We start from the raw sequence: 23,935 nt of genomic DNA, 5'->3' as shown, positions 1-23,935 counted from the left end.
GCCGGCGCCGATCAACCCTCCATTCAGGTTTCCGATTTACGAAACGGAACATGCCCGTATCGACGGAGACCGCACGCCGTGAACGCATCGACCGAGACGCACGAGATCCGATCCGCCGCCACCGACGAGACCGCGTCCCGCGGCGGCATCCGCATCCGCATCGCCGCCGGCTTCGCGGCGCTGCTCGTGCTGGCGCTCGGCGTCGCGCTGTTCGCGGCCTGGAACGTGTCGAGCCTCACGCGCGACTTCGACACCTATGCCGAGGTCGTCTCGGAGAGCGAGCGGGCGCAGGCGATCAACCTCGCCCTCGTGGAGATCTCTCTCGCCGCGCGCGACGCGCTGGTGAGCGGCGATGAAGAGGCCCTCGCCGGGATCGCTGCCCGCAGGGCCGCTCTCGACGCGATGATCGGCGATGCGCTCGCCGCCACCGCCGATCCGCGCCGGCGCGCCCTGGTGGAGGACATCGCCGCCCGCTTCACCGCCTTCTCCGAGGGGCTCGACCGGCTCTTCGCCGACAGCGCAGCGCTCGACGCCGTCGTCGCCGACGTGATCGACCCGGCGGTCGAGAGCGCCATCGGCACGATGAACCTCGCGATCTACACGGCATCGATGGACCAGGACATGCAGGCCTCGACCGGGCTCTCCATCGCCATGAAGGACCTGCTCACCGCGCAGGTGGCGCTCGGGCGCTACCTGTCGGGCACGAGCGACGATCCGCAGCTCGCCGTCACCAGCATCGACCTCGCCTTCGATCGCGCCGGCGGCCTGTACGCCGGCGTGTCTCACGCGGGGCGCAAGGCGCAGCTCGGCGAGGTGCTCGGGCAGATGGAGACCTTCCGCCGCGGCATGCAGCAGGCGGTGGCGCTCTCGGACGCGCAGGCCGCGCTGCGCCTCGAGGTGCTCGGCGCCGCCGAGCGCGCCGTCGGCGAGGCCTCCGCCGCCATCGCCGCGGACGCCGCCCGCGAGGCGGCGGCGATCGGGGAGGGGACGACGGCGTCCGCCGCGACCACGGTGGGCCTGACGCTCGCGACGTCGGCGGGCCTCGCGGTGCTCGGCATCGCCATCGCCGTGCTGATCGGCCGCTCGATCGCAAAGCCCGTCTCCGCCATGACGGACGCGATGAACCGGCTCGCCCACGGCGACACGACCGTCGAGGTCCCCGGCCGCGACCGCCGCGACGAGATCGGCGCCATGGCCGCGGCGGTGGAGATCTTCCGCAGGAACGCCATCGAGCGCGCCCGCCTCGCGGGGGAGACCGAGGCGGAGGCGCAGGCGCGCGCGGCGCGCCAGCGCGCGGTCGAGACGCTGGTGGGCGAGTTCCGCGGCGAGGTCGGCTCGCTGCTCGCCCGCGTGTCCGACCAGATGGAGCGCATGCGCGAGACGGCGGGCACGCTCAGCGCCATCGCCGCCGCCACCGCCCGCACGACGGACGAGACGGCGACCGAGAGCCGCGAGAGCGCCCAGACCGCCACCGTCGCGGCGGAGGCGGCCGCGAGCCTCGCGGCGGCGATCGACGAGATCGCCCGCACCGTGGGCGAGACGACCGAGGTCGTCTCCCGCGCGACCCGCACCGCAGACGAGACGAGCGGGCGCGTCGCCGGTCTCGCCGAGGCCGCCCGCCGCATCGGCGACGTCGTCGAGCTGATCCGCTCGATCGCCGAGCAGACGAACCTGCTGGCGCTCAACGCCACCATCGAGGCGGCGCGCGCGGGCGAGGCGGGCAAGGGCTTCGCGGTCGTGGCGGGCGAGGTGAAGTCGCTCGCCGACCAGACCGCCAGGGCCACCGCCGAGATCGGCCAGCAGATCGCCGGCATCCAGGCCGAGACCGGTGAGGCGGTCTCCTCGATCGAGCGCATCGCGTCGATCATGAAGGAGGTCGACGTGCACACCACCGCGATCGCCGCGGCGGTGGAGGAGCAGGGCGCCTCCACGAGCGAGATCTCCCGCAACGTCGAGGCGGCGGCGCGCACCAGCGAGGCGGCGGCGCGCAACATCGGCACCGTCCAGGCCTCGACGGCCCGCGCCACCGGCTCCGCCGACGCGGTCGACGAGGCCTCCCGCGCCGCCGCGGAGGAGACGCGCCGGCTCTCGCAGACGATCGATCGCTTCCTGGAGCGGGTCGCGGCGGCCTGACCCGGTCACGCTCCGTGCCGGCGGCGCCTGCGCCGCAGCATCGCCGCTCCGACCGCGAGGAGCGCGAGCGCGGCGGGGTAGGCGAGGGCGGCGCCCTGGAGCGCGAGGAGCGCGCCGACGATCACGACCACGGCCGCGCCGAGGACGCGCTCGGCCGGGCGATCGGCGATCACCACGAGGCAGGCGGCGGCGATCGCGAACAGGACGACGAAGTTCTGGCCCGCGAGCGCGAGAAGGCGATCGAGGCCGAAGGCGCCGATCGCATCCGCCGCGAGCACGGCGAGCAGCGTCGCCACCGTCGCGGCGACCGCGACGAGCGGCCGCCCGCCCTTCGTCGCCGCGAGGCCAGCGGGCAGCGTCCCCTCGCGGGCGAGGCCGAAGACCATCCGTGACACGCCCCAGACCGCGCCGGTGAGGTTCGCGAGCACGATCAGCACCGCCGTCGCGGCCACCGCGATCGCACCGGCGTCCCCCAGCATCGGCCGGAGTATGGCGACGAAGGGTGCCTCGTGAAGCCCGGCGAGGTCCCGCGTCTGCGCGAGCCAGGCGATGGCGGCGTAGAGCGCCACGGCGATCGCGAAGGACGCGAGCATCGCGCGCGCGTAGTCCCGGCGCGGGTCGCGGAACTCCTCCGCGATGCCGGCGCCGACCTCCCAGCCGGTGAAGGCGAAGAAGATCATCATCATCGGCGCGATCAGCCGCGCGGCCTCGATCTGCGCCGGCCACGGCGCGAAGCCGGCGGGCGAGGGCTCCGTGCCGAGGAAGCCGACGGCGAGGAACAGCAGGATCACGCCGAGCACGGCGGACGCCACGACGCTCATCGCGCGCGCCGCGCCGTCGCCCGGCATCAGGTGCGGCACGAGCGCGCCGACGATCAGTGCGGCTGCCCACGGATGCGGCGCGCCGCCGAGGGCGGACGCCGCGTAGTGGCCCCCCACGAGTGCGATCGAGGGCAGGCCGAAGGCCACCGCGCCGAGGAAGAGGATGCCGGCGATCTCGCGCCCGGCCCGCCCGAAGGCCCGGTCCGCATAGGCCGCGATGCCGCCGGCTTCCGGATATCGCCGCCCGAGGAGGATGAAGATCGCCAGCAGCGGCAGCGCCAGGACCGCGCAGGCGAGCCAGGCGACGAGCGCATGATCGCCCGCCGCGCCGACCGCGAGCCCCGGCAGCGTGAGCAGCCCCGCGCCGATCACGATCGTCAGCAGCACGGACGTCCCGCGCAGCACGCCGAGGGTGCGGCGCAGGTCGGTACGTGCCTCGGATCGCGGCATGGCAAGAGGCCCCTTCGTTCGCATCGCAGCGCAGCGCCGAGTCGGTCAGAGTTCGACGTCACGCATCGCAATCATGTATATTGCGCCCGTGTCAAGAGCTATCGAGCCGTGCCGCGCGCCCGAGGGCAGCCGGATCACGTCCCCGGGGCCGCAGATCTCCTCGCCGTCTTCCCAGTAGAAGCGCAGCGAGCCGTCGAGCACGACGATCGTCTCGTCCGTTCCGTGCATGTGCCAGGCGTGCTCCTTGCCCGCCTGGTCGCGCTGCACCTCGACGCAACCCTGCTCGGGCAGAGCGGCCGAGATCAGGCTCCATGCGCGCGCGGGGTCGACCTTCTCCCTCAGGATCTCGATCGTCGTCATGTCACGCTCTCCTCGATCGGCAGGGTGTGGAACGGGCAGCGCCGATCGTCGCCTGCCCCGTCGTCCAGGAAGTACTGCGCGAACTCGCGGTTGCCGGGGTCGCCGTAGCGTCCGAGCACCGCGGCCACGGGCGTGTCGTCGTAGCGCTGCAGGCGCGCGCGCACCGCGGCGAAGGCGCGCCTCGCCTGGTCGTCTGTCCCGAGGATGCCGTCGAAGACCCAGCGCGGCTGGAACGTGAGCGTCAGGGCGGGCGAGTAGCGGCTGCGCCGCGCTCGATGATCCGGCGTGTTGCACACGACGAACAGGGGCTCGCCGGCGAAGCAGAACTCCCAGTCGGGATCGTCGAGCTCCCGCGGCACGCCGGCCGGCCACGGTGCCCGATCGCGCGCGGCGATGCCCGCCAGCAGCGACCAGAAGCGCTGCCGGTACTGCGCCACGCCGAGGCTCTCGCACGGCCGCGAGAACGCGACGAGCGACGTGTGCCTGCCGAACGAGCGCGCGCGGGGAACGAAGGCGCCCAGCGCGTCGGTCAGCGCATCCGCCGTCATCTCCTCGCAGAAGACGAACCGCAGCTCGTCGGCCGCGAAGGCGGACACGCCGTAGATGCAGGGGAACGGCAGATCGCTCGCGGTCATCCGCTGTGCGAAATCCACGAACGCGTGCCGTCGCCAGTCGTCGGGGGCGAACTCCCGCGTCGCCTCCTCGGCGCTGTAGAGTTGCATGGCTTCCCTCCCAAGAACGTTTCGGATCGGAATGCACCCCCAAATCGATCAATTCAAGCTTGCATTCCGGCGTCGATTCGGCGAAACGGTCACACGGGATGAGCAATCTTAGAATGCGTTCGAGAAGATCGTGCATGACGGAGCCCAGGGATGAAGCTGACGCCGCGGGACAGGGACATCCTGTCGCTGCTCACCAAGGATGCCCGCATGTCGATCACGGGCATCGCACGCGAGGTCTCCGCGTCGCGCATGACCGTGAAGGAACGCATCGAGATGATGTGCGAATGCGGCGTGATCGGCGGTTTCACGATCGTCAACGGGGCCGCCGACGACGGTCTCGAGGCACCGGGCGAGGAGATCTTCTTCTTCGCGGCCGTGGACGAGAGATCGCGGTCCAAGGTCTGGAACAGAATTCGTCGTTCAGCCCATGTCGTCGGCGTCTGGGCGCTTTCCGACACGAGCGAGTTCCTGGTACTCGCGCGCGCGTCTACACGGCTGGAACTGGAGGACACCTACGAGCAGATTGCGTGCATCGAGGGGGTGGTATCCATCAAAGCGCGCACCGTCCTGCGCCGACACCTCGTCCCGGGCCGATGAGGCGAGGCTGATCCGCTTCCACATCGCGCGGCGCTCGACGGTGTCCCCTTGCACCACGCTTCCCGCCGTCCGACCTTGAGCGTTCCCCGCGGCCCCCGGAGCCCCCATGGACGCCTACCTCCCCCAGGCCTTCGCCTTCCTCCTCGGCGCCATACTCGCCCCGCCGCTGTTCGAGCGGCTGGGGCTCGGGACGGCGGTGGGGTATCTCGTGGCGGGGGTGGTGATCGGGCCTTCCGTGCTCGCCGTGTTCGACGATGCCGACGCCGTGATGGGGATCTCGCAGCTGGGCGTCGTGCTGCTGCTCTTCGTCATCGGGCTCGACACGCGCCTGTCGCGGCTCGTCGCCATGAAGGCCGACATGCTCGGGCTCGGGCTGGGGCAGGTCGCCGTCGCCGGCGCCCTGCTCGGGGCGATCGCCTGGGGGCTCGGCCTCGCGCCCGCCGCGTCGGCACTCGTCGGCTTCGCCTTCGCGCTCTCGGGCACCGCCATCGCGCTGCAGATCCTCGAGAAGCGCGCCGCGCTCGGCTGCCCCTACGGCCGGCGCAGCTTCGCCGCGCTGCTGACGCAGGACGTGCTGACGGTGCCCGTTCTGGCGCTCGCGCCGATCCTGCTCGGGGCGGGCGCGATGGGCGCGAGCGCCACGGGCTCGGCCTGGGGCGACGCGGCGCTGGCGCTCGGCGTCGTCGCCGGCATCGTGCTCGCGGGACGCTACGTCCTCGATCACCTCTTCCGCATCGTCGCCTCCGCCGGGGCGCGGGAGGTGATGACGGCCGCGGCGCTTCTCGTCGTGCTCGCCGCCGCGCTCGCGGCCCGAACGGCGGGACTGTCGATGGCGCTCGGCGCCTTCCTCGCGGGGGTGATGCTCGCGGGCTCCTCCTACCGCCACCAGCTCCAGGCCGACGTCGAGCCCTTCCGCGGGCTCCTGCTCGCGCTGTTCTTCATGTCGGTGGGCATGCTGATCGACCTCGGCGACCTCGCGGCCCGCATCGATCTCGTGCTCGGACTCCTCGCGCTGTACCTCGCCGTCAAGATCGCCGCGACCGCCCTCGTCGCGCGGCTCTCCGGCTCGACCACGCGCGAGGCGATCAAGATCGGGCTCGTGCTGTCGGCGGCGGGCGAGTTCGCCTTCGTGCTGGCACCGCTGGCGGGCGCGCTCGGCCTCGTCTCGGCGGAGGACGTCGGTCTGATGATCGCGCTCGCGGCGCTTTCCATGGTCGCCTGCCCGCCGCTGGCGGCGGCCGGCCAGCGACTCCTCGCGGCAACCGCGCCGCGGGAGCGGATGGAGGAGGATTTCGAGGGGGCCGGCGGCTCCGCCATCCTGATCGGCTTCGGCCGCTTCGGCCAGATCGCCTCGCAGATGCTGCTCGCGGAGGGCGTCGAGACGACGCTGATCGACCGCGCGCCGGACCGCGTGCGCAATGCGGCGCGCTTCGGCTTCAAGGTCTATTTCGGCGACGGCAACCGCCTCGACGTGCTGCGCGCCGCCGGCGTCGAGCAGGCGCGGCTCGTCTTCGTGTGCATCAAGGACCCGGACACCTCGCTCGCGATCTGCCGGCGGCTGCGGGAGGAATATCCGCTCCTCACCATCTACGCGCGCGCCTACGACCGCACCCACACGATCGCCCTCGACGAGGCGGGGATCGCGCTCTCGGTGCGCGACACGTTCGAGAGCGCGGTGCGGGCGGGGCGCGAGGTTCTCGTCGCGCTCGGCGTCTCGCCCGACCGCGCGGCGGTCGTGGAGGAGGACGTGCGCCGGCGCGACCTCGAGCGGCTCGAGGCGCAGAAGCTGGCCGGGATCGAGGCCGGCAAGGACATCCTCCACCAGAAGACCATGCGCCCCGAGCCCCTGCGCCCGCCCTCGCGCAAGGGTCGCGCGCTCAACGAGGAGGCGCGGGTGTTCGTGGAGGAGGACGGGGAAGAGGGAGCGGAGCGCCCGGCTGCGGAGTAGGGCGCGGGGCCGGCGACGAGCGCCGCCCCGCTTCCTCCCGGGAGGGTAGGAGTCCGCGCGGAGCGCGGGCGGTGGGGCCGTTCGAACAGCCTGGAGAGCCGGCCAGCCGCCCTGCTCACCCTCCGGGGAGGTGGCGCTACACCAGGCGGCGGCGGGCGCTGGCCGTGTGCTCCTTGACGACCATCTCGGTCTCCGGATCGACCTCGCGCAGGAGCACGTCGTAGCCCCACAGGTCGGCGAGGTGCTGGAGCGTGCGGCGGGTGTCGCTCTCCTCGAGCCCGACGCGATTGAGCATCGTATGCTGGAGGATGAGCCGCCGGTCGCCGGCGAGGTCGACGTCGACGATCTGGATGTCGGGGTCGGTATGCGCCACGTCGTACTGCATGGCCAGCGACCGGCGCAGCTTGCGGTAGCCACGCTCGTCGTGGATGGCCCGCACCTCGAGATCGGGCTCGTCCTCGTCGTCGACGACGTGGAACATCTTCAGCTTGCGCATGAGGTGCGGCGAGAGAAACTGGAGGATGAAGCTCTCGTCGCGGTAGTTCGCCCACACGTCGCGCAGCACCGCCATGTGGTCGCCGCGGCCGGCGATGTCGGGGAACCACTCCCGATCCTCGTCCGTCGGAGTCTCGCAGATGCGCTCGATGTCCTGCATCATGGCGAAGCCGAGCGCGTAGGGATTGATGCCGCCGTAATGCGGCTCGTCGAACTGCGGCTGGTAGACCACGTTCGTGTGCGAGCGCAGGAACTCCAGCATCGCGCCGTCCGAGATGCGTCCGGTCTCGTGCAGCCGGTTCATGATCTTGTAGTGGACGTAGGTGGCGCAGCCCTCGTTCATGACCTTGGTCTGGCCCTGGGGATAGAAGTACTGCGCGATCAGCCGCACGATGCGCAGCGCTTCGCGCTGCCACGGGGCGAGCTTGGGCGCCGTCTTCTCCAGGAAGTAGAGGATGTTCTCCTGCGGCAGCTGAAGCAGCGCGTGGCGGCGCAGGAGCTCGGCGTCGTCGGGCGTGCCCTTGTCCTTGGTGGGGACGGTGCGCCACAGGTCATTGTACATCCGCTCCTCGTGGAGCCGGCGCTCGCGCTCGCGCTTCTCCTCGGTGCGCAGGTCCGGGCGGACCTTGCGCGGGTAGCGATGCACCGCCTGGCTCATCAGCGCGTGCGCGGCGTCGAGCATCATCTCCACCGGCCCGTGGCCGTAGCGCTCCTCGCAGTCCGAGATGAAGCCCTTGGCGAATTCGAGATAATCGAGGATGCCGTCGGCGTCTGTCCACTGCTTGAACAGGTAGTTGTTCTTGAAGAAATGATTGTGGCCGAACGCCGCGTGCGCGATCACGAGAGTCTGCATCGTCGCCGTGTTCTCCTCCATGATGTAGGAGATGCACGGGTTGGAGTTGATGACGATCTCGTAGGCCAGCCCGCGCATGCCCTTGCGATAGCTCGCCTCCTGCGCGGCGAAGTGCTTGCCGAAGGACCAGTGCTTGTAGAACAGCGGCATCCCGATCGACGAATAGGCGTCGAGCATCTGCTCGGCGGTGATCACCTCGACCTGGTTGGGGTAGACGTCGAGCCCCAGCTCGTTCACCGCCACGTCCTCGCAGGCGTCGAACACGCGCTGGATGGTGTCGAAATCCCAGTCCGCCCCCTCGAAGAGGAGGCCGTCGGGCAGGTCGCCGCGGCGAAGCGCGGGCTTGGGGGTCGTCGGTTCGGCGAGGCTCATGCGCGTCTCCCCCGCATCCTTGCTGTCGTGACGGGTCAGGCCGTCGCCCGCTCGCCCTTCTTGGCGAAGAGCTCGCGGAAGACGGGATAGATGTCGCGGCGGTGGCGGACCTTGCGCATGGCGATCTGCGCGCCCGCCGTGCGGGCGAGGTCGTAGGTGCGCCACAGGTCGCTCTGCCGGTAGCCGAAGCCCATCGGGCTGTCGTCCTCGCGCCCCACCTCCAGGTAGGCGAAGTACTGGCATGCCGGCAGGATCTCCTCGGTCAGGAGCGCCGATGTCTTGGCGTTGTCCGAGGAGGTGTTGTCGCCGTCCGAGGCCTGGGCGGCGTAGATGTTCCAGTCCTCCGGCCGGTAGCGCTCGCGCATGACGCGGATCATCTCCTCGAGCGCGGTGGAGACCACCGTTCCGCCGGTCTCCGGGGAGTAGAAGAACGTCTCCTCGTCGACCTCGGACGCCTCGTGCGTGTGGCGGATGAAGACGATCTCCACGTGCTTGTAGCGGCGCTTGAGGAACAGGTAGAGCAGCGTGAAGAAGCGCTTTGCGAGGTCCTTCATGTGCTCCGTCATCGAGCCGGAGACGTCCATGAGGCAGAACATCACCGCCTGCGCCACCGGCCGCGGCGTCGATTCCGACCGACGGTAGCGCAAGTCGATCGGATCGATCCACGGGATCGCCCGGGTGCGCTTCCTCATGCGCGCGAGCTCCTCGCGCGCTTCCTCCAGCCGGATCGGGTCGTCGTGCGTGCGCTCGAGCTCGGCGATCTCCTCCTCGAGCGCCGCCATAGCGTCCGGCCGCGGGCGGCGCAGGGCGATGCGACGCGACAGCGAGTTGCGCATCGTGCGGGTGAGCGCCAGGTTCGCCGGCGATCCCGTCACCGAGAACCCGGCGCGCCGCCAGCTCAGCTGCTCGGTCGTCGCGAGCTTGCGCTTGGCGAGGTCGGGCAGCTCCAGGTCCTCGAGGAAGAGGTCGACGAATTCCTCGTGCGTGAGGGCGAAGCGGAAGTCGTCCTCGCCCTCGCCGCCGGGCGAGCCCTGCGAGCCGCCGCCCCCGCCGCCGCGGGGCGGGCGCGGGATGCGCTCGCCCTCGACGTAGTCCTTGTTGCCGGGCAGGAGGTAGTCCCGCACGCCGCCCTCGGAGGAGCGCCGCAGCCGCGGCTCGCGCACCCCGTCGAGCGGTATCGAGACCTCGCCGCCGGCCTCCAGGTCCTTGATCGAGCGCTCCTTGGACGAGTCGCGCACGGCACGCTTCACCAACGCCTTCGCCCGGCGCAGGAAGCGCTGTCGGTTCGCGAGGCTCTTGCCACCCGGGTTCAGCCGGCGGTCGACGATATGCATCAAGGCGCCTCTTTCGCGCGGGCTGGGCTCAGCCCGCCTGCTTCACGCGCATGTACCACTCTACCAGACGTCGCACCTGCCGCTCGGTATAGCCCCGTTCGGTCATCCGGTCCACGAAATCGGAGTGCTTCTTCTCGGTGTCGGAGTCCTTCTTCGAGCCGAAGCTGATCACCGGCAGGAGCTCCTCCACCTGGGAGAACATGCGCCGCTCGATGACCTCGCGGATCTTCTCGTAGGAGGTCCAGCTCGGGTTCTTGCCGCCGTGGCTCGCCCGCGCCCGCAGCGAGAACTTGACGACCTCGTTGCGGAAGTCCTTGGGGTTGGCGATGCCGGCGGGCTTCTCGATCTTCGTCAGCTCCTGGTTGAGGAGCTCGCGGTTGAGGAGCTGGCCGGTGTCGGGGTCCTTGAAGTCCTGGTCCTCGATCCAGGCGTCCGCGTAGTCCACGTAGCGGTCGAAGAGGTTCTGGCCGTAGTCGTGGTAGCTCTCGAGATAGGCCTTCTGGATCTCGTTGCCGATGAACTCGGCGTAGCGCGGGGCGAGCTCCGCCTTGATGAACTCGACGTAGCGCTTCTCGGTCTCGTCGGGCAGCTGCTCGCGGCGCACCGTCTGCTCGAGCACGTACATCAGGTGAACGGGATCGGCCGCGATCTCGATCGTGTCGTGGTTGAACGTGGCGGCGAGCACCTTGAAGGCGAAGCGGGTCGAGATCCCGTCCATGCCCTCGTCGACGCCGGCCGCGTCCCGGTACTCCTGGATCGAGCGCGCCCGCGGGTCGACCTCCTTGAGGCTCTCGCCGTCGTAGACGCGCATCTTCGAATAGAGGTTCGAGTTCTCGTGCTCGCGCAGGCGCGAGAGCACCGCGAAGCGCGCCAGCATGTCGAGCGTTCCGGGCGCGCAGGGCGCGTCGGCGAGCTCGGACGTGCGGATCAGCTTGTCGTAGATCCGCTGCTCCTCCGTGACCCGCAGGCAGTACGGCACCTTGATCACGTAGATGCGGTCGATGAACGCCTCATTGTTCTTGTTGGAGCGGAAGGACTGCCATTCCGCCTCGTTCGAGTGCGCGAGTATGATCCCCTGGTAGGGGATCGCGCCGATGTTCTCGGTGCCGGTGTAGTTGCCCTCCTGCGTCGCCGTCAGGAGCGGGTGGAGCATCTTGATCGGCGCCTTGAACATCTCGACGAACTCGAGCACGCCCTGGTTGGCGCGGTTGAGGCCGCCGGAATAGGAGTAGGCGTCGGGATCGTTCTGCGAGAGGGTCTCGAGCTTGCGGATGTCGACCTTGCCGACGAGCGAGGAGATGTCCTGGTTGTTCTCGTCGCCGGGCTCGGTCTTGGCGATGCCGATCTGGCGCAGCCGCGAGGGGTTCACCTTCACGACCTTGAAGCGCGAGATGTCGCCGCCGAACTCGTCGAGCCGCTTGAGCGCCCAGGGGCTGAGCAGGCCCGTGAGGCGCCGGCGCGGGACGCCGTAGCGGTCCTCGATCATCTCGCCCATGCGCTCGGGATCGAACAGCCCGAGCGGGCTCTCGAAGACCGGGCTCATCTCGCCCCCGGCCTTGAGCACGTAGATCGGGTGCACCTCCATCAGCGCCTTGAGGCGCTCGGCCAGCGAGGACTTGCCGCCGCCGACGGGGCCGAGCAGGTAGAGGATCTGCTTGCGCTCCTCCAGCCCCTGGGCCGCGTGACGGAAGAAGGAGACGATCCGCTCGATCGTCTCCTCCATGCCGTAGAACTCCTCGAAGGCCGGGTAGACCCGGATGGTGCGGTTCATGAAGATGCGGCCGAGCCGCGAATCCTTCGCCGTGTCCACCATCTGCGGCTCGCCGATGGCCGCGAGGATGCGCTCGGGCGCGCTCGCGTACATCATCGGATCCGACTTGCAGCCCTCGAGATAGTCCATCAGGGGCATCTCGGTCTCGCGCCGCTGGTCGTACATCTGCGCGAATGAGGTGAACAGGTCGTCGTTCGGATACATGATCGCTCGCCCCATCATGGCATCATCTTGACTTCAACCCCCGAGCCTTGTCGAAGGTTGCCGGGAGAATGCGTCGGCGAATAGACGGGCATCGGGTCGCACGTGGCTCTCACATGGCGGCTCGTCCCTCGAATCGGTACCCGGCGCACGCGTCGTCGTGTCGTGCCGAAGTCCAGTGTGACGGAGCCGGGACGGCGCGCCTATCCGCGCTGCGCCGGATGCGGTGAACTGGTCGCGGCCTGCGGCGCGCGTACCCCCGTCGGGGCCGCGCGCGCCACAAGGAAGCAAGACGCGTACCCACTCCGGCAGTGGCGCGGGGAGCCTCGCCGGCGCCGCGCCATCGCCGCATTCGAGAGCTAGCGCGCGGCGACCCGTCGCACAGGGGGCGCGCCCGCGCGGCGAGGCTCCCGCCCACCACCCACCGGACGTTCTCATGGCCCGCACAGTTCGGCCCGTACTCGCGCTGCTCCTCGCCGTCGTCCTGCTGATGGCGGGGTCCGGGCCGCTGGGCACCGTGGTCAGCGTGCGGCTGGGCGAGACCGACGCCTCGACCCTGGTGATCGGCCTCGTCATGGCGGCGAACTTCCTCGGCCTGACGCTCGGCGCCCTGTTCGCCTTCCACGTCGTCACGCGGGTGGGGCACGTGCGCGCCTTCGCGGCCTTCGCCGCGATCATGGCGGCGGCGACGCTGGCCTATCCCGTCGTGGTCGACGAGCCGCTCTGGGCGCTCTACCGCATCACCCAGGGCTTCTGCGCCGCGGGCCTGTTCGTGTGCATCGAGAGCTGGCTCAACGATTCGGCGACGCCGGAGAACCGCGGGACGATCCTCGCCGTCTACATGACGTGCCTCTATTTCGCGCAAGGAGGCGGACAATTCGTGCTGACGGTGCCCGACGAGAGCGGCTACCTGATCTTCAGCCTCATCGCGATGGTGATCATTCTCGCCGTGGTGCCCGTGGCCATGACGCCGCGCGCGCCGCCGATGATTCCCAACGTCTCGTCGCTCAGCTTCAAGCGGCTGTGGATCGCCTCGCCGCTCGGCATCTTCGGGTGCATCTCGTCGGGGCTCGTGCTCGGCGCGATCTACTCGCTCGCCCCGGTCTACGCCTCGGGGCAGGGGCTCGACCTCTCCGACACGGCGACCTTCATGTCGGCGATCATCTTCGGCGGCGTGCTGCTGCAATGGCCGCTCGGGCGGCTGTCCGACCGCTACGACCGCCGCCTCGTCATCGTCGGCACGATGGCGGCGGGCGCGGTCGTCTCCTTCGCGATGCTGCCGACGCCCGGGCTCGGCTTCTGGGCGATGCTGCTCGTCGGCGCGCTCTACGGTGGCATCGGCTTCGCGATCTATCCGCTCTGCGTCGCCCACACCAACGACCACCTCGAGCGCGAGGAGCGCGTGGGCGCCTCCGGCGGCCTCGTCCTCACCTATTCCGCCGGCGCCACGGTCGGCCCGCCCATCGCGGCGGCGGTGATGGGGGCGCTCGGCCCCTCGGGCCTCTTCGTGTTCTCGGGCGTCATCGGCGTCGTCTCGATCGGCTTCGCGGTCTGGCGCCTGCGCGCGCGTCCCTCGGTGCCGGCGGACCAGCAGATGCGCTTCCAGAGCCTGCCGCGCACGACGCCCGTCGCGGCGCCGCTCGATCCGCGCGGCGAGGAGACGGTGGAGGTCTCGCCGACCGTCTCCCACACCCACGCCGCCGAGACGATGGAGGCGATCGAGGCCGCCGTCGTCCAGGCGGAACAGGCGCAGTTCCTGGAGCTGCAGGGCGAGCTCGATTTCGGCGAGCCCCGCCCGCGGGATGCCGGCGGCGCGTCCGCCGACGACGAGACGCGCGCGGACGCGACCCTCGCGCGCGCCGGGGCCGGCGCCTGAGCCTGAGCCGCCTCAGCGCCGCGCCCGCGGTCCCCGGAACACGCCGACGAGCTCCACGTGAGGCGCGTGGGCGAACTGGTCGACCGGCGTCACGCGCTCGAGGTCGTAGCCCGCGCCGACGAGGATCGCCGCGTCCCGCGCGAAGGTCGCGGGGTCGCAGGAGACGTAGGCGATCGTCGCGACCCGCGTCTCGGCGAGGCGCACGGCCTGCGCCTGCGCGCCCGCCCGCGGCGGGTCGAGCACCACGGCGTCGATCCGGGCGAGCTCGGTGGAGAGGAGCGGGCGGCGGAACAGATCGCGCGCCTCGACGCTCACGGGGCGAAGCCCCGGCGTTCCCCGCGCGGCGCGGTCGAGAGCGGCGAGCGCGGCCGCGTCGCTCTCCACCGCGTGGACCTGCGCGCGCTCCGCGAGCCGCAGGGCGAAGGGGCCCGCGCCGGCGAAGAGGTCGAGGACGCGCCGCGCCTTGCCCACCGCCTCCAGAACCAGCGCCGCGAGCGCCGCCTCGCCCGCGCCCGTCGCCTGGAGGAAGCCGCCGGGCGGGATCGCGACCGCGGCGCGGCCCATCCGCACGAGCGGCGGGCGCCGCTCGACGAGGATCTCGCCGTGCAGCGAGAGACGGGCGAGGTCGAGGAGCCCCGCCGCGCCGACGAGCTTGGCCCGAAGCCCCGCATCCACCGGGCCGTGGCCGCGGATGTCGACGTCGAGCCCCGCCTCGGTGAGCGTGACCTGGATGTCGAGCGGCTTGCCCGAGCCGCGCAGGAGGTGCGCGAGCCCATGCGCGGCCCTCGGCGCGCCGGCGAGGCCGGGCTCCGCCACCGGGCAGGCGTCGATCGCCACGAGATCGTGCGAGCGCGCCGCCATGAAGCCCACGCGGGCGGCGCCGTCGCCGGCGCGCGCATGGAAGGTCAGCCGCCGGCGTCCGGCGCCGTGCGCCGCGACCGTCGGCGCGATCTCGCCCGCCGCGACACCCGTGGCGGCGAGGGCTCCGGCGACGATGTCCGCCTTCCAGGCCCGCTCCGGCTCGGCGGCGAGGTGCTGCGTCAGGCAGCCGCCGCAACGGCCGAAATGGGGACAGAAGGGCGCCACGCGCTCCGGCGAGGGCGTCTCCACCGCGACGAGGCGCGCGCGCTCGCCGGCGCCGAGCGCGACGCGCACCCGCTCGCCGGGAAGCGCGTAGGGCACGTAGAGCGGCCCGCGGGGCGTCTCGACGACGCCGTCGCCCCGCGCGCCGAGGCGCGCGATCTCGACCGTGACGAGGTCGGTCTCGCCGGGGTGCGGCTCGCGCTGGTTTCGATCACTCACGCACGGCTCCGATCAGGCTCTCGCGGTTGCCGTCGCCGCCGGCGATCGGGGAGGGGACCCGGCCGAGGACCCGCCAGCCGCGGCCCTCGACCCAGGCGGCGACGTCCGCGGTCACCCGCGCGCGGATGGCCTCGTCGCGCACGACGCCGTGCTTGTCGAGGGCGGCGCGGCCGGCCTCGAACTGCGGCTTGACGAGCGCCACCAGCCGCGTGCCGGGCGCCGCCTGGTCGAGCACGGGCGCGAGCGCCACCGCGAGCGACACGAAGCTCACGTCGGCGACGATCAGCGAGACCGGGAAGGGCAGGGCCGCGAGATCGAGGCGGCGCGCGTCGCAGCCTTCCCGCGAGAGCACCCGGGGATCCGCCCGCAGCCGCGGGTGGAGTTGGTCGCGCCCGACGTCGATGGCCGCGACCCGCGCGGCGCCGCGCGTCAGCAGCACGTCGGTGAAGCCGCCGGTGGAGGCGCCGACGTCGAGGCAGCCGAGGCCGGTGGGGTCGATGCCGAAGGCGTCGAGGCCCGCCTCGAGCTTCACGCCTCCGCGCGACACCCAGGGGTGCGGCGCCTGTGCCGCGATATCGGCCGTCTCGACCAGCGTCTCGGAGGCCTTGCGCACGCGGACGCCGTCGGCGACGACGAGCCCGGCGGCGATCGCCGCCTGCGCCTTGGCGCGGCTCTCGAACAGGCCGCGCGCGACGAGCAGCGTGTCGGCTCGAACTCTGGTCATCGGGTTCGCGATCTCATTGCGCATCGGATCCGCGTCGCCCGACGTCGTCCGACCTCGGGCTGAACCGATATCACGGCGGGCGCCGCGCGGCGAGGACCGTCGGCCGCGGCCGGGGGGCTCCGCGCATGCGGCGAGGACATCACCGGCGCGGGCGAGATATCATCCGAGAGTTGGTCGTGAGCCAATAGCGTCAATCGAGACGCGGTGCGCTACCGAGGGTGACAGAAGAGTTGATCTCTCACTAGAAATCTCTGGTTTTCCGATGTAGTATTCAGCGATCCCTCACGATGAATGATCGCGGCATTCGAGGCCGCGGTGCGTGCGGTGCGTGAGACATGTGGGGAGAGCGCTCGTGACTCTGCGTGTCGACGCGATCGGTCCGTTCATGCTGCTCGACCCGCGCGGTCGCGACGTGGCTCCGCGCGGCATGAAGGCCCGCGCGCTGCTGGTCCTGCTCTGCGTCGCGCCCGGGCTGAAGAGGACTCGGGCGTGGCTGCAGGCGAAGCTCTGGAGCGATCGCGCACCGGCGCAGGCCGCCGGCAGCCTTCGCAGCGCCCTCTCCGAGATCCGATGCGCCTTGGGAGAACACCGCGACGTCCTCTCGGCGACGCGTACCGACGTCTGCCTGGACGGCGGCCGCCTTCAGGTGCGCTACGATTGGCCCGCCGGGACCGACGAGCAGGACGTCGAGCCGTTCGAAGGCATCGAGGTCAACGATCCCGCATTCGAGGACTACATTCGTGACCTCAGGGTGCGCGTGCGGGAGCGATCCCGCAAGGCCGGCCCGCCGCGCGTATCGACCGCGCGGCGGGCGGCGAGCCGGCGCAGCGTCGTCGTGATCGAGCAGGAAATCGGGGGCGCACCCTTTTCCGCCGTCGCGGCGTCGCTGCTCCAGGATCGGGTGTGCGCCGCGCTGAGGGACGTCGGCGGTATCGAGGTCCTCCTGGACGGGACGGGCGCGTCGGCCGGGGGGGCGTCGCCGATCGAGCATGCCCGCTTGCGGATCAAGGCCATCGCATCCGACAACGAGGTCTTCACCTCCTGCCACGTCGACCGGCCCGCCAGCGGGCGCTGGGTCTGGTCCGACAGCGTCGTCACGGCCGTTCATCCGGAGGCGCTGCGGGCGTCCTCGGAGCTGTCGCGGCTGACGAGCGTGGCCGTCGACGAGCTGCTTCGATGCGTGTCCGACGCGGACGCCGACCAGGACGCCGGGCCGCGCGCCTGGCTTCTCGCCCGCTCCGCGCGCGGCCTGACGTTCGAGCTGGACCGCGCGAGCCTGATCGAGGCGGAGCGCAGGCTGATCCGCGCCCACGATCTGGAGCCGCGGGGCCAGTACCTGGCCTGGTGCGCGTTCATTCGCAACCTCGCCTTCTTCGTTCACCGAGACGACGGGTTCCTCCGCCGCGACCTCGAGACTCCGCAGCTCTTGTCCGAGGCGGTCAGGGCGGCACCCGCGGACCCGCTCGTCCTCTCGATCGCGGCGCATCTCGAGTACGTCCGCGAGGGCGACCTGCGCACCGCGCTCCGGATGGTGCGACGCAGTGTCGAGATCGACGGCGGCGACCCGCTCGGATGGGCGATGCTCTCCAACGTGCAGGTGGCGAACGGGGATGCGATCGAAGGGTATCGCTCGGCGAGGAAGGCGGTCGATCTCACGACGCGCGCACGGACATGCTTCTTCTTCGAGCATTTCGCCTGCATGGCGGCGACCGCGCTCCTGGACTACGACGCCGCGACCACGCACGCCCGCATGGCGCTGCGCTATCGCCCCGATTTCGTGTCCACCCGACGCTATCAGGTCGCGCTCGCGATGCAGCGCGGCGATGCCGCGGAACTGCACGCCGCGATCGGGGCGATGCGCGCGTCCGAGCCGGGCTTCCGGCCCGCCGCGCTGCTGGACCCGGACTACCCGGCGACGACGATGCGTCGGCTGCCCCTGATCGACGCCGTGCATTGAGGCGTCCGCCTGCGCGAGGCGGTGGGAGGGAAGCATGGACGAGAAGCCCACACCGATACGCTTCGACCTGAACGACGCGGCCCAGGTGGTCGCGGCGCTCGCCGGGCAGGAGCTGTGGCCCTATTCACGCGGAGGGAGCCCTGCGCGCAACTTGTGGGAGGAGGCACGAGCGGCGCTCGAGCGCGGCTTCGGCGCGTCTCCCCACGACCCGCTCTGGGCGGTTCCGGCGAGCTCCGGGACCGCGGCGATCCACGTGGCGCTCGGCGGCCTGCGCATTCCGGCGGGATCGGAGGTGGTCGTCCCGCCGATCACGGACATGGGCACCGTGATGCCGGTGATCTTCCAGAATGCGATCCCGGTCTTCGCGGACGTCGACCGGCACACCGGCCTGATGACCGCGCAGACCATCGCGGCCGCCCTGACCGAGCGCACCTCGGCGGTCGTCGTCGTCCACCTCGCCGGGTCGGCCGCGGACATGGACCCCATCCTCGCGCTGTGTCGCGCGCGCGGCGTGAAGGTGATCGAGGACGCTGCTCAGGGGCTCGGCGCGACCTATCGGGGCAGGCCGCTGGGGACGCTCGGCGATGCCGGCTGCTTCAGCCTCAACGCCCAGAAGCACATCACCTGCGGCGAAGGCGGGTTCGTCCTCGTGCGGAGCCGGGAGGAGTACGAGCGCTGCCTGAGCTTCTCCGACAAGCACCGCAACAGAACGGGCTACGTGGGGGAGGACGGCGAGCATGCGAGCTACGCCGGTTCCGGGCTCAACTACCGGCTCAGCGACCTGGAGCTGGCCATGATCCTCTCGCAGCTCCCCAAGCTGCGCGCGGTCGCCGCGGGGTACACGGCGGTGGGGCGGCACCTGGACGCGCGTCTCGCCGCGATACCCGGGGTCGCGCCGCAGCGCCATCATCCGCAGGCGGTCCCGACGTACTTCTTCCAGATGTTCCGGCTGGAGGAGGCCGCGCTGGCCAGGAAGGCGGCCGTGTTCGCCGCCATGCGCGAGGCGGCGTCCGACGTCGGCATGAGCGCCTGGGGGCCTTACGTGCCCGAGCCGCTCTATCGCTCCAGGGTCTTCGCCGAGAAGCGGTTCTTCCCCGTCGCGGCAGGCGGGGAAGGATCCGCCTGGATCTGGCCTGCGGAGCTGGTCGCGCACCACCTGCATCCCGATCTGCCGGAGGGGCACTACGACTACGCGGCGGCGGCCTGTCCCGAGGCCGAGGCGTGGATCGAGAGCTCGTTGGGGCTGCGCTTCCACGACCGCCACACCGTCGCGCACGCCGACCACGTCGCCGACGCGATCGTGGCCGCCCTGGACGGTGCCGGCTAGCGGGACGGGGTCGCACGCGTGATTTGACGCCGCGTTGACGCGACGATCACGGCCCGATCACGCTGCGTTCCCGCCGGGCCGCTATGGATCGCGTGCGTCGAACACCCGGCGCGCAGATCGGAGACGTGTCATGAGCGGGAACGCGAACTTCAACCGGGTCTACATCGACTTCGGCTCCCAGGTCAGGGACTTCGAGAAGGCGGTGGAGGTCCTGGCCGTCGTCGACTTCATCCAGGGCGCGTGGGGCTACGGCATCGGGAACCTCGCCGGCGCCAAGTTCGGCGCCCAGTGGCTCCGCGCCGGCGAGAACGCCCAGAAGCGCGAGGAGGACCTCGACCTGATCCTCCAGATGGTCGACGCGCCCTTCTTCGAGATCGTGCTGCGGGACGGCGCGAACGGCAGCCGGTACGGCGGCTGGCTGGAGGGCGGCCTGCCGCTGCAGATCACCGACGAGGTGGTGAACGGCTACCGCGTGCTGACGACGACGCTCGCGGACGGCTCGCCGCTGCGCCACGAGTTCGTCGATGCCGAGCTCGGCTACCAGCCGGTCCCCGGCGCCGCCGCCGTGCCGCTCCGCTCGCAGAAGCGCAAGGGGATGCGCAAGGCGAGCTGATCCGGAGGCGGGGCCGCGCGCGCTGCGTGGCCCCGCCTCGCCCGCCGTCGTGCCGGCGCGATCGCCGCGTCGATCGGGCGGCGGGTCGAGGCGGCGATCCGAGCTTGGAGGAGACGATGATGAGAGCAGTTCTGGCAGCCGTACTCCTGACCGTCGCGGGGGCCGCATCGGCCGACGAGCCGTTTCCGGTCACCCAGGACCCCGTCCCGCCGGACTGGTCGGGGCCGGTCTTCGATCCGAGCTTCGACTTCCCGGCGCAGGCGCCGGCCGACACGACGCGCCCCTGGGATCGGATCTCGTTCCGCGAGCAGCCGGAGGCCTTCCTCCAGGCCGTTCTCGACTACGCCTACGACGGGATGGACCGGGAGACGTGGGACGGAGCAACCAACGAGGTCCGCCGGTGGTACCACGCACCGTGGCTCCACACGGGCAGGAAGGGACGCGAGTTCGTGCGCGGCCTCACCCGCGAGCGCAGCTCGCGCCTCGGCGACCCGGGGGAGCCGAACGAGCTGGGCGAGCTGCAGTCCCGGTGCTACCAGAACTGGGCCGTGAGCCTCGCCGACCCCGCCGCGGGATGGGTGTTCGGTCGGGTCTGGGGCGACGGCACGCGAGACCCTCGGCCGCAGGCCGCGCGGTTCCCCGTCGGTGCCACCTTCGTCAAGCTCTTGTTCACGGAGGCTCCCGCCGACGAGCTCGCCCTGCTCGTGGGAGCGCCGGAGTGGACCGCCAACATCCACGTCCCCGTGGCGGGCTCCACGGAATGCCCCCCGTTCGGAACGGTACGCGCGCCGCAGACGCTCCGGCTGCTGCAGTTCGACGTCGCCGTGAGGGTCCCCGAGACGGACGATCCGACGATCCCGCGGGACGGCACGCCGACCGGCTGGGTCTACGGCACCTTCGTCTACGACGGGAGCATGCCGGATGCCGACCCCTGGCGGCGCCTGCGCCCCATCGGCCTGATGTGGGGGAACGATCCGGGCTCTACGGACGGCGCGGCCGGGGAGCGAAAGCCCCTGGAGAGCATCATCCTGTCGAAGGCGGGGTTCGACCGCGATTTCGGTCGAGGCGGGCGCATGAACGGCCCGGTCGACAACCCCGATTCCGCATGCCTGTCGTGCCATCAGACCGCGCAATATCCGGCCGGCGCGCGCGTGCTTCCGCCGTTCGGCGCGACGCCGGCTCAGGTGGCCTGCTGGTTCCGCAACCTCGAGCCCGGCGAGGCGTTCGGAGACGAGCCCGGACCCGATGGTCGGTGCGGCGTGGGGATGGACCGGTTCGTGTCGATGGACACCTCGCTCCAGCTGGCGCTCGGGCTGCAGAACTGGTCGGAGGACCGGAACCCGCAAGCGGGCCGGCGCACCTTCCGCGTCGACGGTGACGGCGCGCAGGAGATCTTCGAGGTCACGCGCGATCCGTGAGGGCGCGGGAGAATGGCTCCGGAACGCATGTGCGGGCACGCCGTTTCGGGGACTGACCCAACCCCCGACCGACGAGGCCCGCACATGAGACCGTCCACGAGCCGCAGCACGTCGCTCGCCTTCGCCGCGCTCCTCGCCGGTGGCGTCGCCGCGGGTTCCGCCACGGCGCAGGATCAGCAGGACATCGAGACGCTCGAGACTCCCGTCGTCGGCACGGAGGGCGACGAGATCGGCCTCCTCGTGCTGCGCGGCGGCGAGAACGGCGTCGTCGCGCAGCTCACCATCGACCAGGGCCGCCTCGCCACCGGCTGGCACGCGGCGCATTTCCACAGCGTCGGCGACTGCTCCGACGCGCCCGAGTTCCAGGCGTCGCAGGGCCACATCACGTCGCAGGGCGCGATGCACGGCCACCTCCATCCCGACGGTCCCGAGGGCGGCGATCTCGCCAACTTCCACGTCGGCGAGGGCGGCGCGGCGGTGGCGGAGTTCGCGACCACGCTCGTGACCTTCGACGGCGATCCCGCGCTCCTCGACGACGACGGCTCGGCGCTGGTGATCCACGAGAGCCCCGACGACCACGTCACGCAGCCGATCGGCGGTGCCGAGGGGCGCGTCGCCTGCGCCGTCATCGAGCGCACGCGGTGACGCGCGCCGCGCCTCGCATCGCGCATACGCTCGCTTAAGGGTCGCCCCGCTAGCATGGCGAACGAGCCCGGGCCTCGGCCGGGAAGCGGGAGTGGAGCGGGGCGGCGTGAGCGTGGGTGTTCAGGAGAGCGAGGTCGCGCGGCTTCGCGAGATGCTGGCCGAGCGGGACCGGCTCGTCGCCGCGCAGGAGGCTGCGCTGGCCCACGGCGCCAAGATCTTCGCGCGCTCCTGCGAGGTTGCGAAGATCGGCGTCTGGGAGTGCTCGCTTCCGGACGAGCGGCTGAGCTGGACCGACGGCGTCTACGACATCTTCGAGCTGCCGCGCGGCATGGTGGTGACGCGCGCTCAAACCGTGACCCACTACGATCCCGATTGCCTCGCAGAGCTCGACCGCCTGCGCAGCCGGGCGATCCGCGAGGGGATCGGCTTCACCCTCGACGCGCGGATCACGACGGCGCGCGGGACCCGGCGCTGGATGCGCATCACCGCCACGGTCGAGCGCGAGGACGGCGTGCCCGTGCGGATCTTCGGGATGAAGCAGGACATCACCGAGGAGAAGACGCTCCAGGACCGCACGCGCTTCCTCGCCGAGTGCGACGTCCTCACGGGGCTCGCCAACCGCAGCCGCTTCCAGGCCGCGCTCGCGGCGCCCCTCGTGGCGGGTGCCGCGCGGGCGCTGCTCCTCGTCGATCTCGACGGCTTCAAGGACGTCAACGACACGTTCGGCCACGGCGCCGGCGACGCCTGTCTCGTCGCGGTCGCCGAGCGCCTGCGCGCCGCCTGCGCGACGGCCGCGCTCGTCGCGCGGATCGGCGGGGACGAGTTCGCGATCCTCCTCGACGGGCGCGACCGTGCGGCGGTGGAGGACGCGGCCGGCGATCTCGGCCGTCGCATCGTCGCGGCCGCGCGCGAGCCGATCCGGCACGCGGGCCGATCCTACGAGATCGGCGCCTCGGTGGGGATCGCGGTCTGTGCGGGGCCCGACCGCCTCTCCTGCGCGGACCTCCAGGGCGAGGCCGATCTCGCGCTCTATGCCGCGAAGGCCGCGGGCAAGGATCGCGTCGTACGCTTCGAATCGACGATGCGGGTCGACGGGACCGCCCGGTCGCAGACCATCGCGGAAGTGGCGGCGGCGCACGACGAAGGACGCCTCGCCCTCGTGTACCAGCCGATCGTCGATCTCCTCGACGGACGGGTGCGCGGCTTCGAGGCGCTGCTGCGCCGGCGCCGGGCGGACGGGACGCTCGCGGACGCGGCGAGCTTCGCGGCGGCGCTGCGCGACCCGGACCTCGCCCGGCGCCTCGACGAATGGGTGCTCGACGCCGCGCTCGCGCAGGCGGGGCGCTGGCGCCGCGAGGGCGTGCACGCCGGCGCGCTTTCGGTCAACATGGGTGCTGCCACGGTCTGCGCCCCGGGGTTCCCCGAGCGGGTCCTAGCCGGCATCGCCCGCGAGGGCCTCTCCGGCGGCGGCGAGCTCACGCTCGAGATCGCGGAGGAGGCGTTCGACGCGCGCCGTGGCGCGCTCGCGGGGCCACTCGCCAGTCTACGTGCGGCCGGGGTGCGCATCGCGCTCGACGATTTCGGCACCGGACGCACGCCGTTGATGGAGATCGGGCGGCTGCCCATCGACGCGATCAAGATCGACGGCGCGCTCGTACGCCGCGCGCACGACCCGCGCGAGCGGGTGGCGCTCGAAGCTCTCGTCCGCCTCGCGCGGAGCTACGGCCTCGACGTGGTGGCGGAAGGAGTCGAGACCGGCGGCCAGCGCGCGCTCGTGGCGGATTTGGGGATCGGGTCCGCGCAGGGCTGGCACTTCGCCCGTGCCCTGCCGGCCGAGCACCTCGCCGACGGGGTGGAGGCCGCGCCCCCGGCGCTGTGTGCCTGACGCTTTCTCGGCTCAGGCGCGCCGGCCGAGGACGGCGCCGCCCGCCTCCGCTCCGCCGAGCGCCTCGAACACCTTTGCGACGATGCCGCGGGCGTCGAGGCCGGCTGCGGCGTACATCTTGGCGGGCTTGT

Annotated in this window: 18 protein-coding genes; 10 read left to right on the top strand and 8 right to left on the bottom strand. The window is 71.6% G+C overall.

Going from position 1 to position 23,935, the window contains the following annotated elements; genetic code table 11:
* Window positions 1–78 precede the first annotated feature (78 nt).
* The gene (locus ACTZWW_RS07420) at window positions 79–2,133 is read left to right on the top strand and encodes a methyl-accepting chemotaxis protein (protein ID WP_444780308.1); all 2,055 of its coding nucleotides are present in this window, start codon (window positions 79–81) and stop codon (window positions 2,131–2,133) included.
* 5 nt (window positions 2,134–2,138) lie between these two features.
* Here ACTZWW_RS07420 and ACTZWW_RS07415 read toward each other — a convergent pair whose 3' ends face one another.
* Genes ACTZWW_RS07415 through ACTZWW_RS07405 form a run of 3 tightly spaced genes read right to left on the bottom strand, consistent with a single transcriptional unit; the run spans window position 2,139 to window position 4,486 of the window.
* Window positions 2,139–3,404, bottom strand: a complete 1,266-nt coding sequence (locus tag ACTZWW_RS07415; RefSeq protein ID WP_444780307.1) for an APC family permease — start codon at window positions 3,402–3,404, stop codon at window positions 2,139–2,141.
* Between the two features lie 45 nt (window positions 3,405–3,449).
* The gene (locus ACTZWW_RS07410; protein WP_444780306.1) at window positions 3,450–3,764 is read right to left on the bottom strand and encodes a cupin domain-containing protein; all 315 of its coding nucleotides are present in this window, start codon (window positions 3,762–3,764) and stop codon (window positions 3,450–3,452) included.
* Window positions 3,761–4,486: a YqcI/YcgG family protein gene (locus tag ACTZWW_RS07405; RefSeq protein WP_444780305.1), complete on the bottom strand. Its 726-nt coding sequence runs from the start codon at window positions 4,484–4,486 to the stop codon at window positions 3,761–3,763. Before ACTZWW_RS07405 ends, ACTZWW_RS07410 begins: the two co-directional genes overlap by 4 nt.
* A gap of 150 nt (window positions 4,487–4,636) precedes the next feature.
* Here ACTZWW_RS07405 and ACTZWW_RS07400 point away from each other — a divergent pair, with 150 nt between their 5' ends.
* Entirely contained in the window at window positions 4,637–5,083 is a 447-nt protein-coding gene (locus ACTZWW_RS07400; RefSeq protein ID WP_444780304.1) for an Lrp/AsnC family transcriptional regulator, read from the top strand.
* Window positions 5,084–5,189: 106 nt separating this feature from the next.
* On the top strand, window positions 5,190–7,031 hold the full coding sequence (locus ACTZWW_RS07395) for a cation:proton antiporter domain-containing protein (RefSeq protein ID WP_444780303.1): 1,842 nt from the start codon (window positions 5,190–5,192) through the stop codon (window positions 7,029–7,031).
* A gap of 136 nt (window positions 7,032–7,167) precedes the next feature.
* Here the strand turns inward: ACTZWW_RS07395 and ACTZWW_RS07390 are convergent, their stop codons facing one another.
* The 3 genes from ACTZWW_RS07390 to ACTZWW_RS07380 are packed head-to-tail and all read right to left on the bottom strand — an operon-like array spanning window position 7,168 to window position 12,060.
* Window positions 7,168–8,751, bottom strand: a complete 1,584-nt coding sequence (locus ACTZWW_RS07390; protein ID WP_444780302.1) for a SpoVR family protein — start codon at window positions 8,749–8,751, stop codon at window positions 7,168–7,170.
* Between the two features lie 35 nt (window positions 8,752–8,786).
* Window positions 8,787–10,085 (bottom strand): YeaH/YhbH family protein, encoded by a 1,299-nt coding sequence (locus ACTZWW_RS07385; protein ID WP_444780301.1) that lies wholly within the window; start codon window positions 10,083–10,085, stop codon window positions 8,787–8,789.
* 28 nt (window positions 10,086–10,113) lie between these two features.
* A complete protein-coding gene (locus tag ACTZWW_RS07380) occupies window positions 10,114–12,060 on the bottom strand; it encodes a PrkA family serine protein kinase (protein ID WP_444780355.1) in 1,947 nt (648 codons plus the stop codon).
* Window positions 12,061–12,493: 433 nt separating this feature from the next.
* Here ACTZWW_RS07380 and ACTZWW_RS07375 point away from each other — a divergent pair, with 433 nt between their 5' ends.
* On the top strand, window positions 12,494–13,933 hold the full coding sequence (locus ACTZWW_RS07375) for an MFS transporter (RefSeq protein ID WP_444780300.1): 1,440 nt from the start codon (window positions 12,494–12,496) through the stop codon (window positions 13,931–13,933).
* A gap of 12 nt (window positions 13,934–13,945) precedes the next feature.
* Here the strand turns inward: ACTZWW_RS07375 and ACTZWW_RS07370 are convergent, their stop codons facing one another.
* Both ACTZWW_RS07370 and ACTZWW_RS07365 read right to left on the bottom strand, forming a co-directional pair.
* The gene (locus ACTZWW_RS07370; RefSeq protein ID WP_444780299.1) at window positions 13,946–15,235 is read right to left on the bottom strand and encodes a class I SAM-dependent RNA methyltransferase; all 1,290 of its coding nucleotides are present in this window, start codon (window positions 15,233–15,235) and stop codon (window positions 13,946–13,948) included.
* Entirely contained in the window at window positions 15,228–15,959 is a 732-nt protein-coding gene (locus ACTZWW_RS07365) for a TlyA family RNA methyltransferase (protein ID WP_444780298.1), read from the bottom strand. The genes ACTZWW_RS07370 and ACTZWW_RS07365 overlap by 8 nt, the downstream gene beginning before the upstream one ends.
* Window positions 15,960–16,311: 352 nt before the next feature.
* On the opposite strand from ACTZWW_RS07365, the gene ACTZWW_RS07360 reads away from it, so the two are divergent.
* The 6 genes from ACTZWW_RS07360 (at window position 16,312) to ACTZWW_RS07335 (ending at window position 23,804) form a co-directional block, all read left to right on the top strand.
* A complete protein-coding gene (locus ACTZWW_RS07360; RefSeq protein WP_444780297.1) occupies window positions 16,312–17,916 on the top strand; it encodes a hypothetical protein in 1,605 nt (534 codons plus the stop codon).
* Between the two features lie 34 nt (window positions 17,917–17,950).
* Window positions 17,951–19,243, top strand: coding sequence for a DegT/DnrJ/EryC1/StrS family aminotransferase (locus ACTZWW_RS07355; protein ID WP_444780296.1), 1,293 nt, complete (start codon window positions 17,951–17,953; stop codon window positions 19,241–19,243).
* A gap of 130 nt (window positions 19,244–19,373) precedes the next feature.
* Entirely contained in the window at window positions 19,374–19,856 is a 483-nt protein-coding gene (locus ACTZWW_RS07350) for a hypothetical protein (RefSeq protein ID WP_444780295.1), read from the top strand.
* 116 nt (window positions 19,857–19,972) lie between these two features.
* Window positions 19,973–21,274 (top strand): hypothetical protein, encoded by a 1,302-nt coding sequence (locus ACTZWW_RS07345; RefSeq protein WP_444780294.1) that lies wholly within the window; start codon window positions 19,973–19,975, stop codon window positions 21,272–21,274.
* Window positions 21,275–21,358: 84 nt separating this feature from the next.
* On the top strand, window positions 21,359–21,919 hold the full coding sequence (locus ACTZWW_RS07340; protein ID WP_444780293.1) for a superoxide dismutase family protein: 561 nt from the start codon (window positions 21,359–21,361) through the stop codon (window positions 21,917–21,919).
* Between the two features lie 106 nt (window positions 21,920–22,025).
* Window positions 22,026–23,804: a putative bifunctional diguanylate cyclase/phosphodiesterase gene (locus ACTZWW_RS07335; RefSeq protein WP_444780292.1), complete on the top strand. Its 1,779-nt coding sequence runs from the start codon at window positions 22,026–22,028 to the stop codon at window positions 23,802–23,804.
* The last annotated feature ends 131 nt before the right edge of the window (window positions 23,805–23,935 follow it).

The sequence above is a fragment of the Salinarimonas sp. NSM genome (assembly GCF_052380005.1).
GTDB lineage: Bacteria > Pseudomonadota > Alphaproteobacteria > Rhizobiales > Beijerinckiaceae > Salinarimonas.
This window is presented reverse-complemented; position numbering and strand designations above follow the sequence as displayed.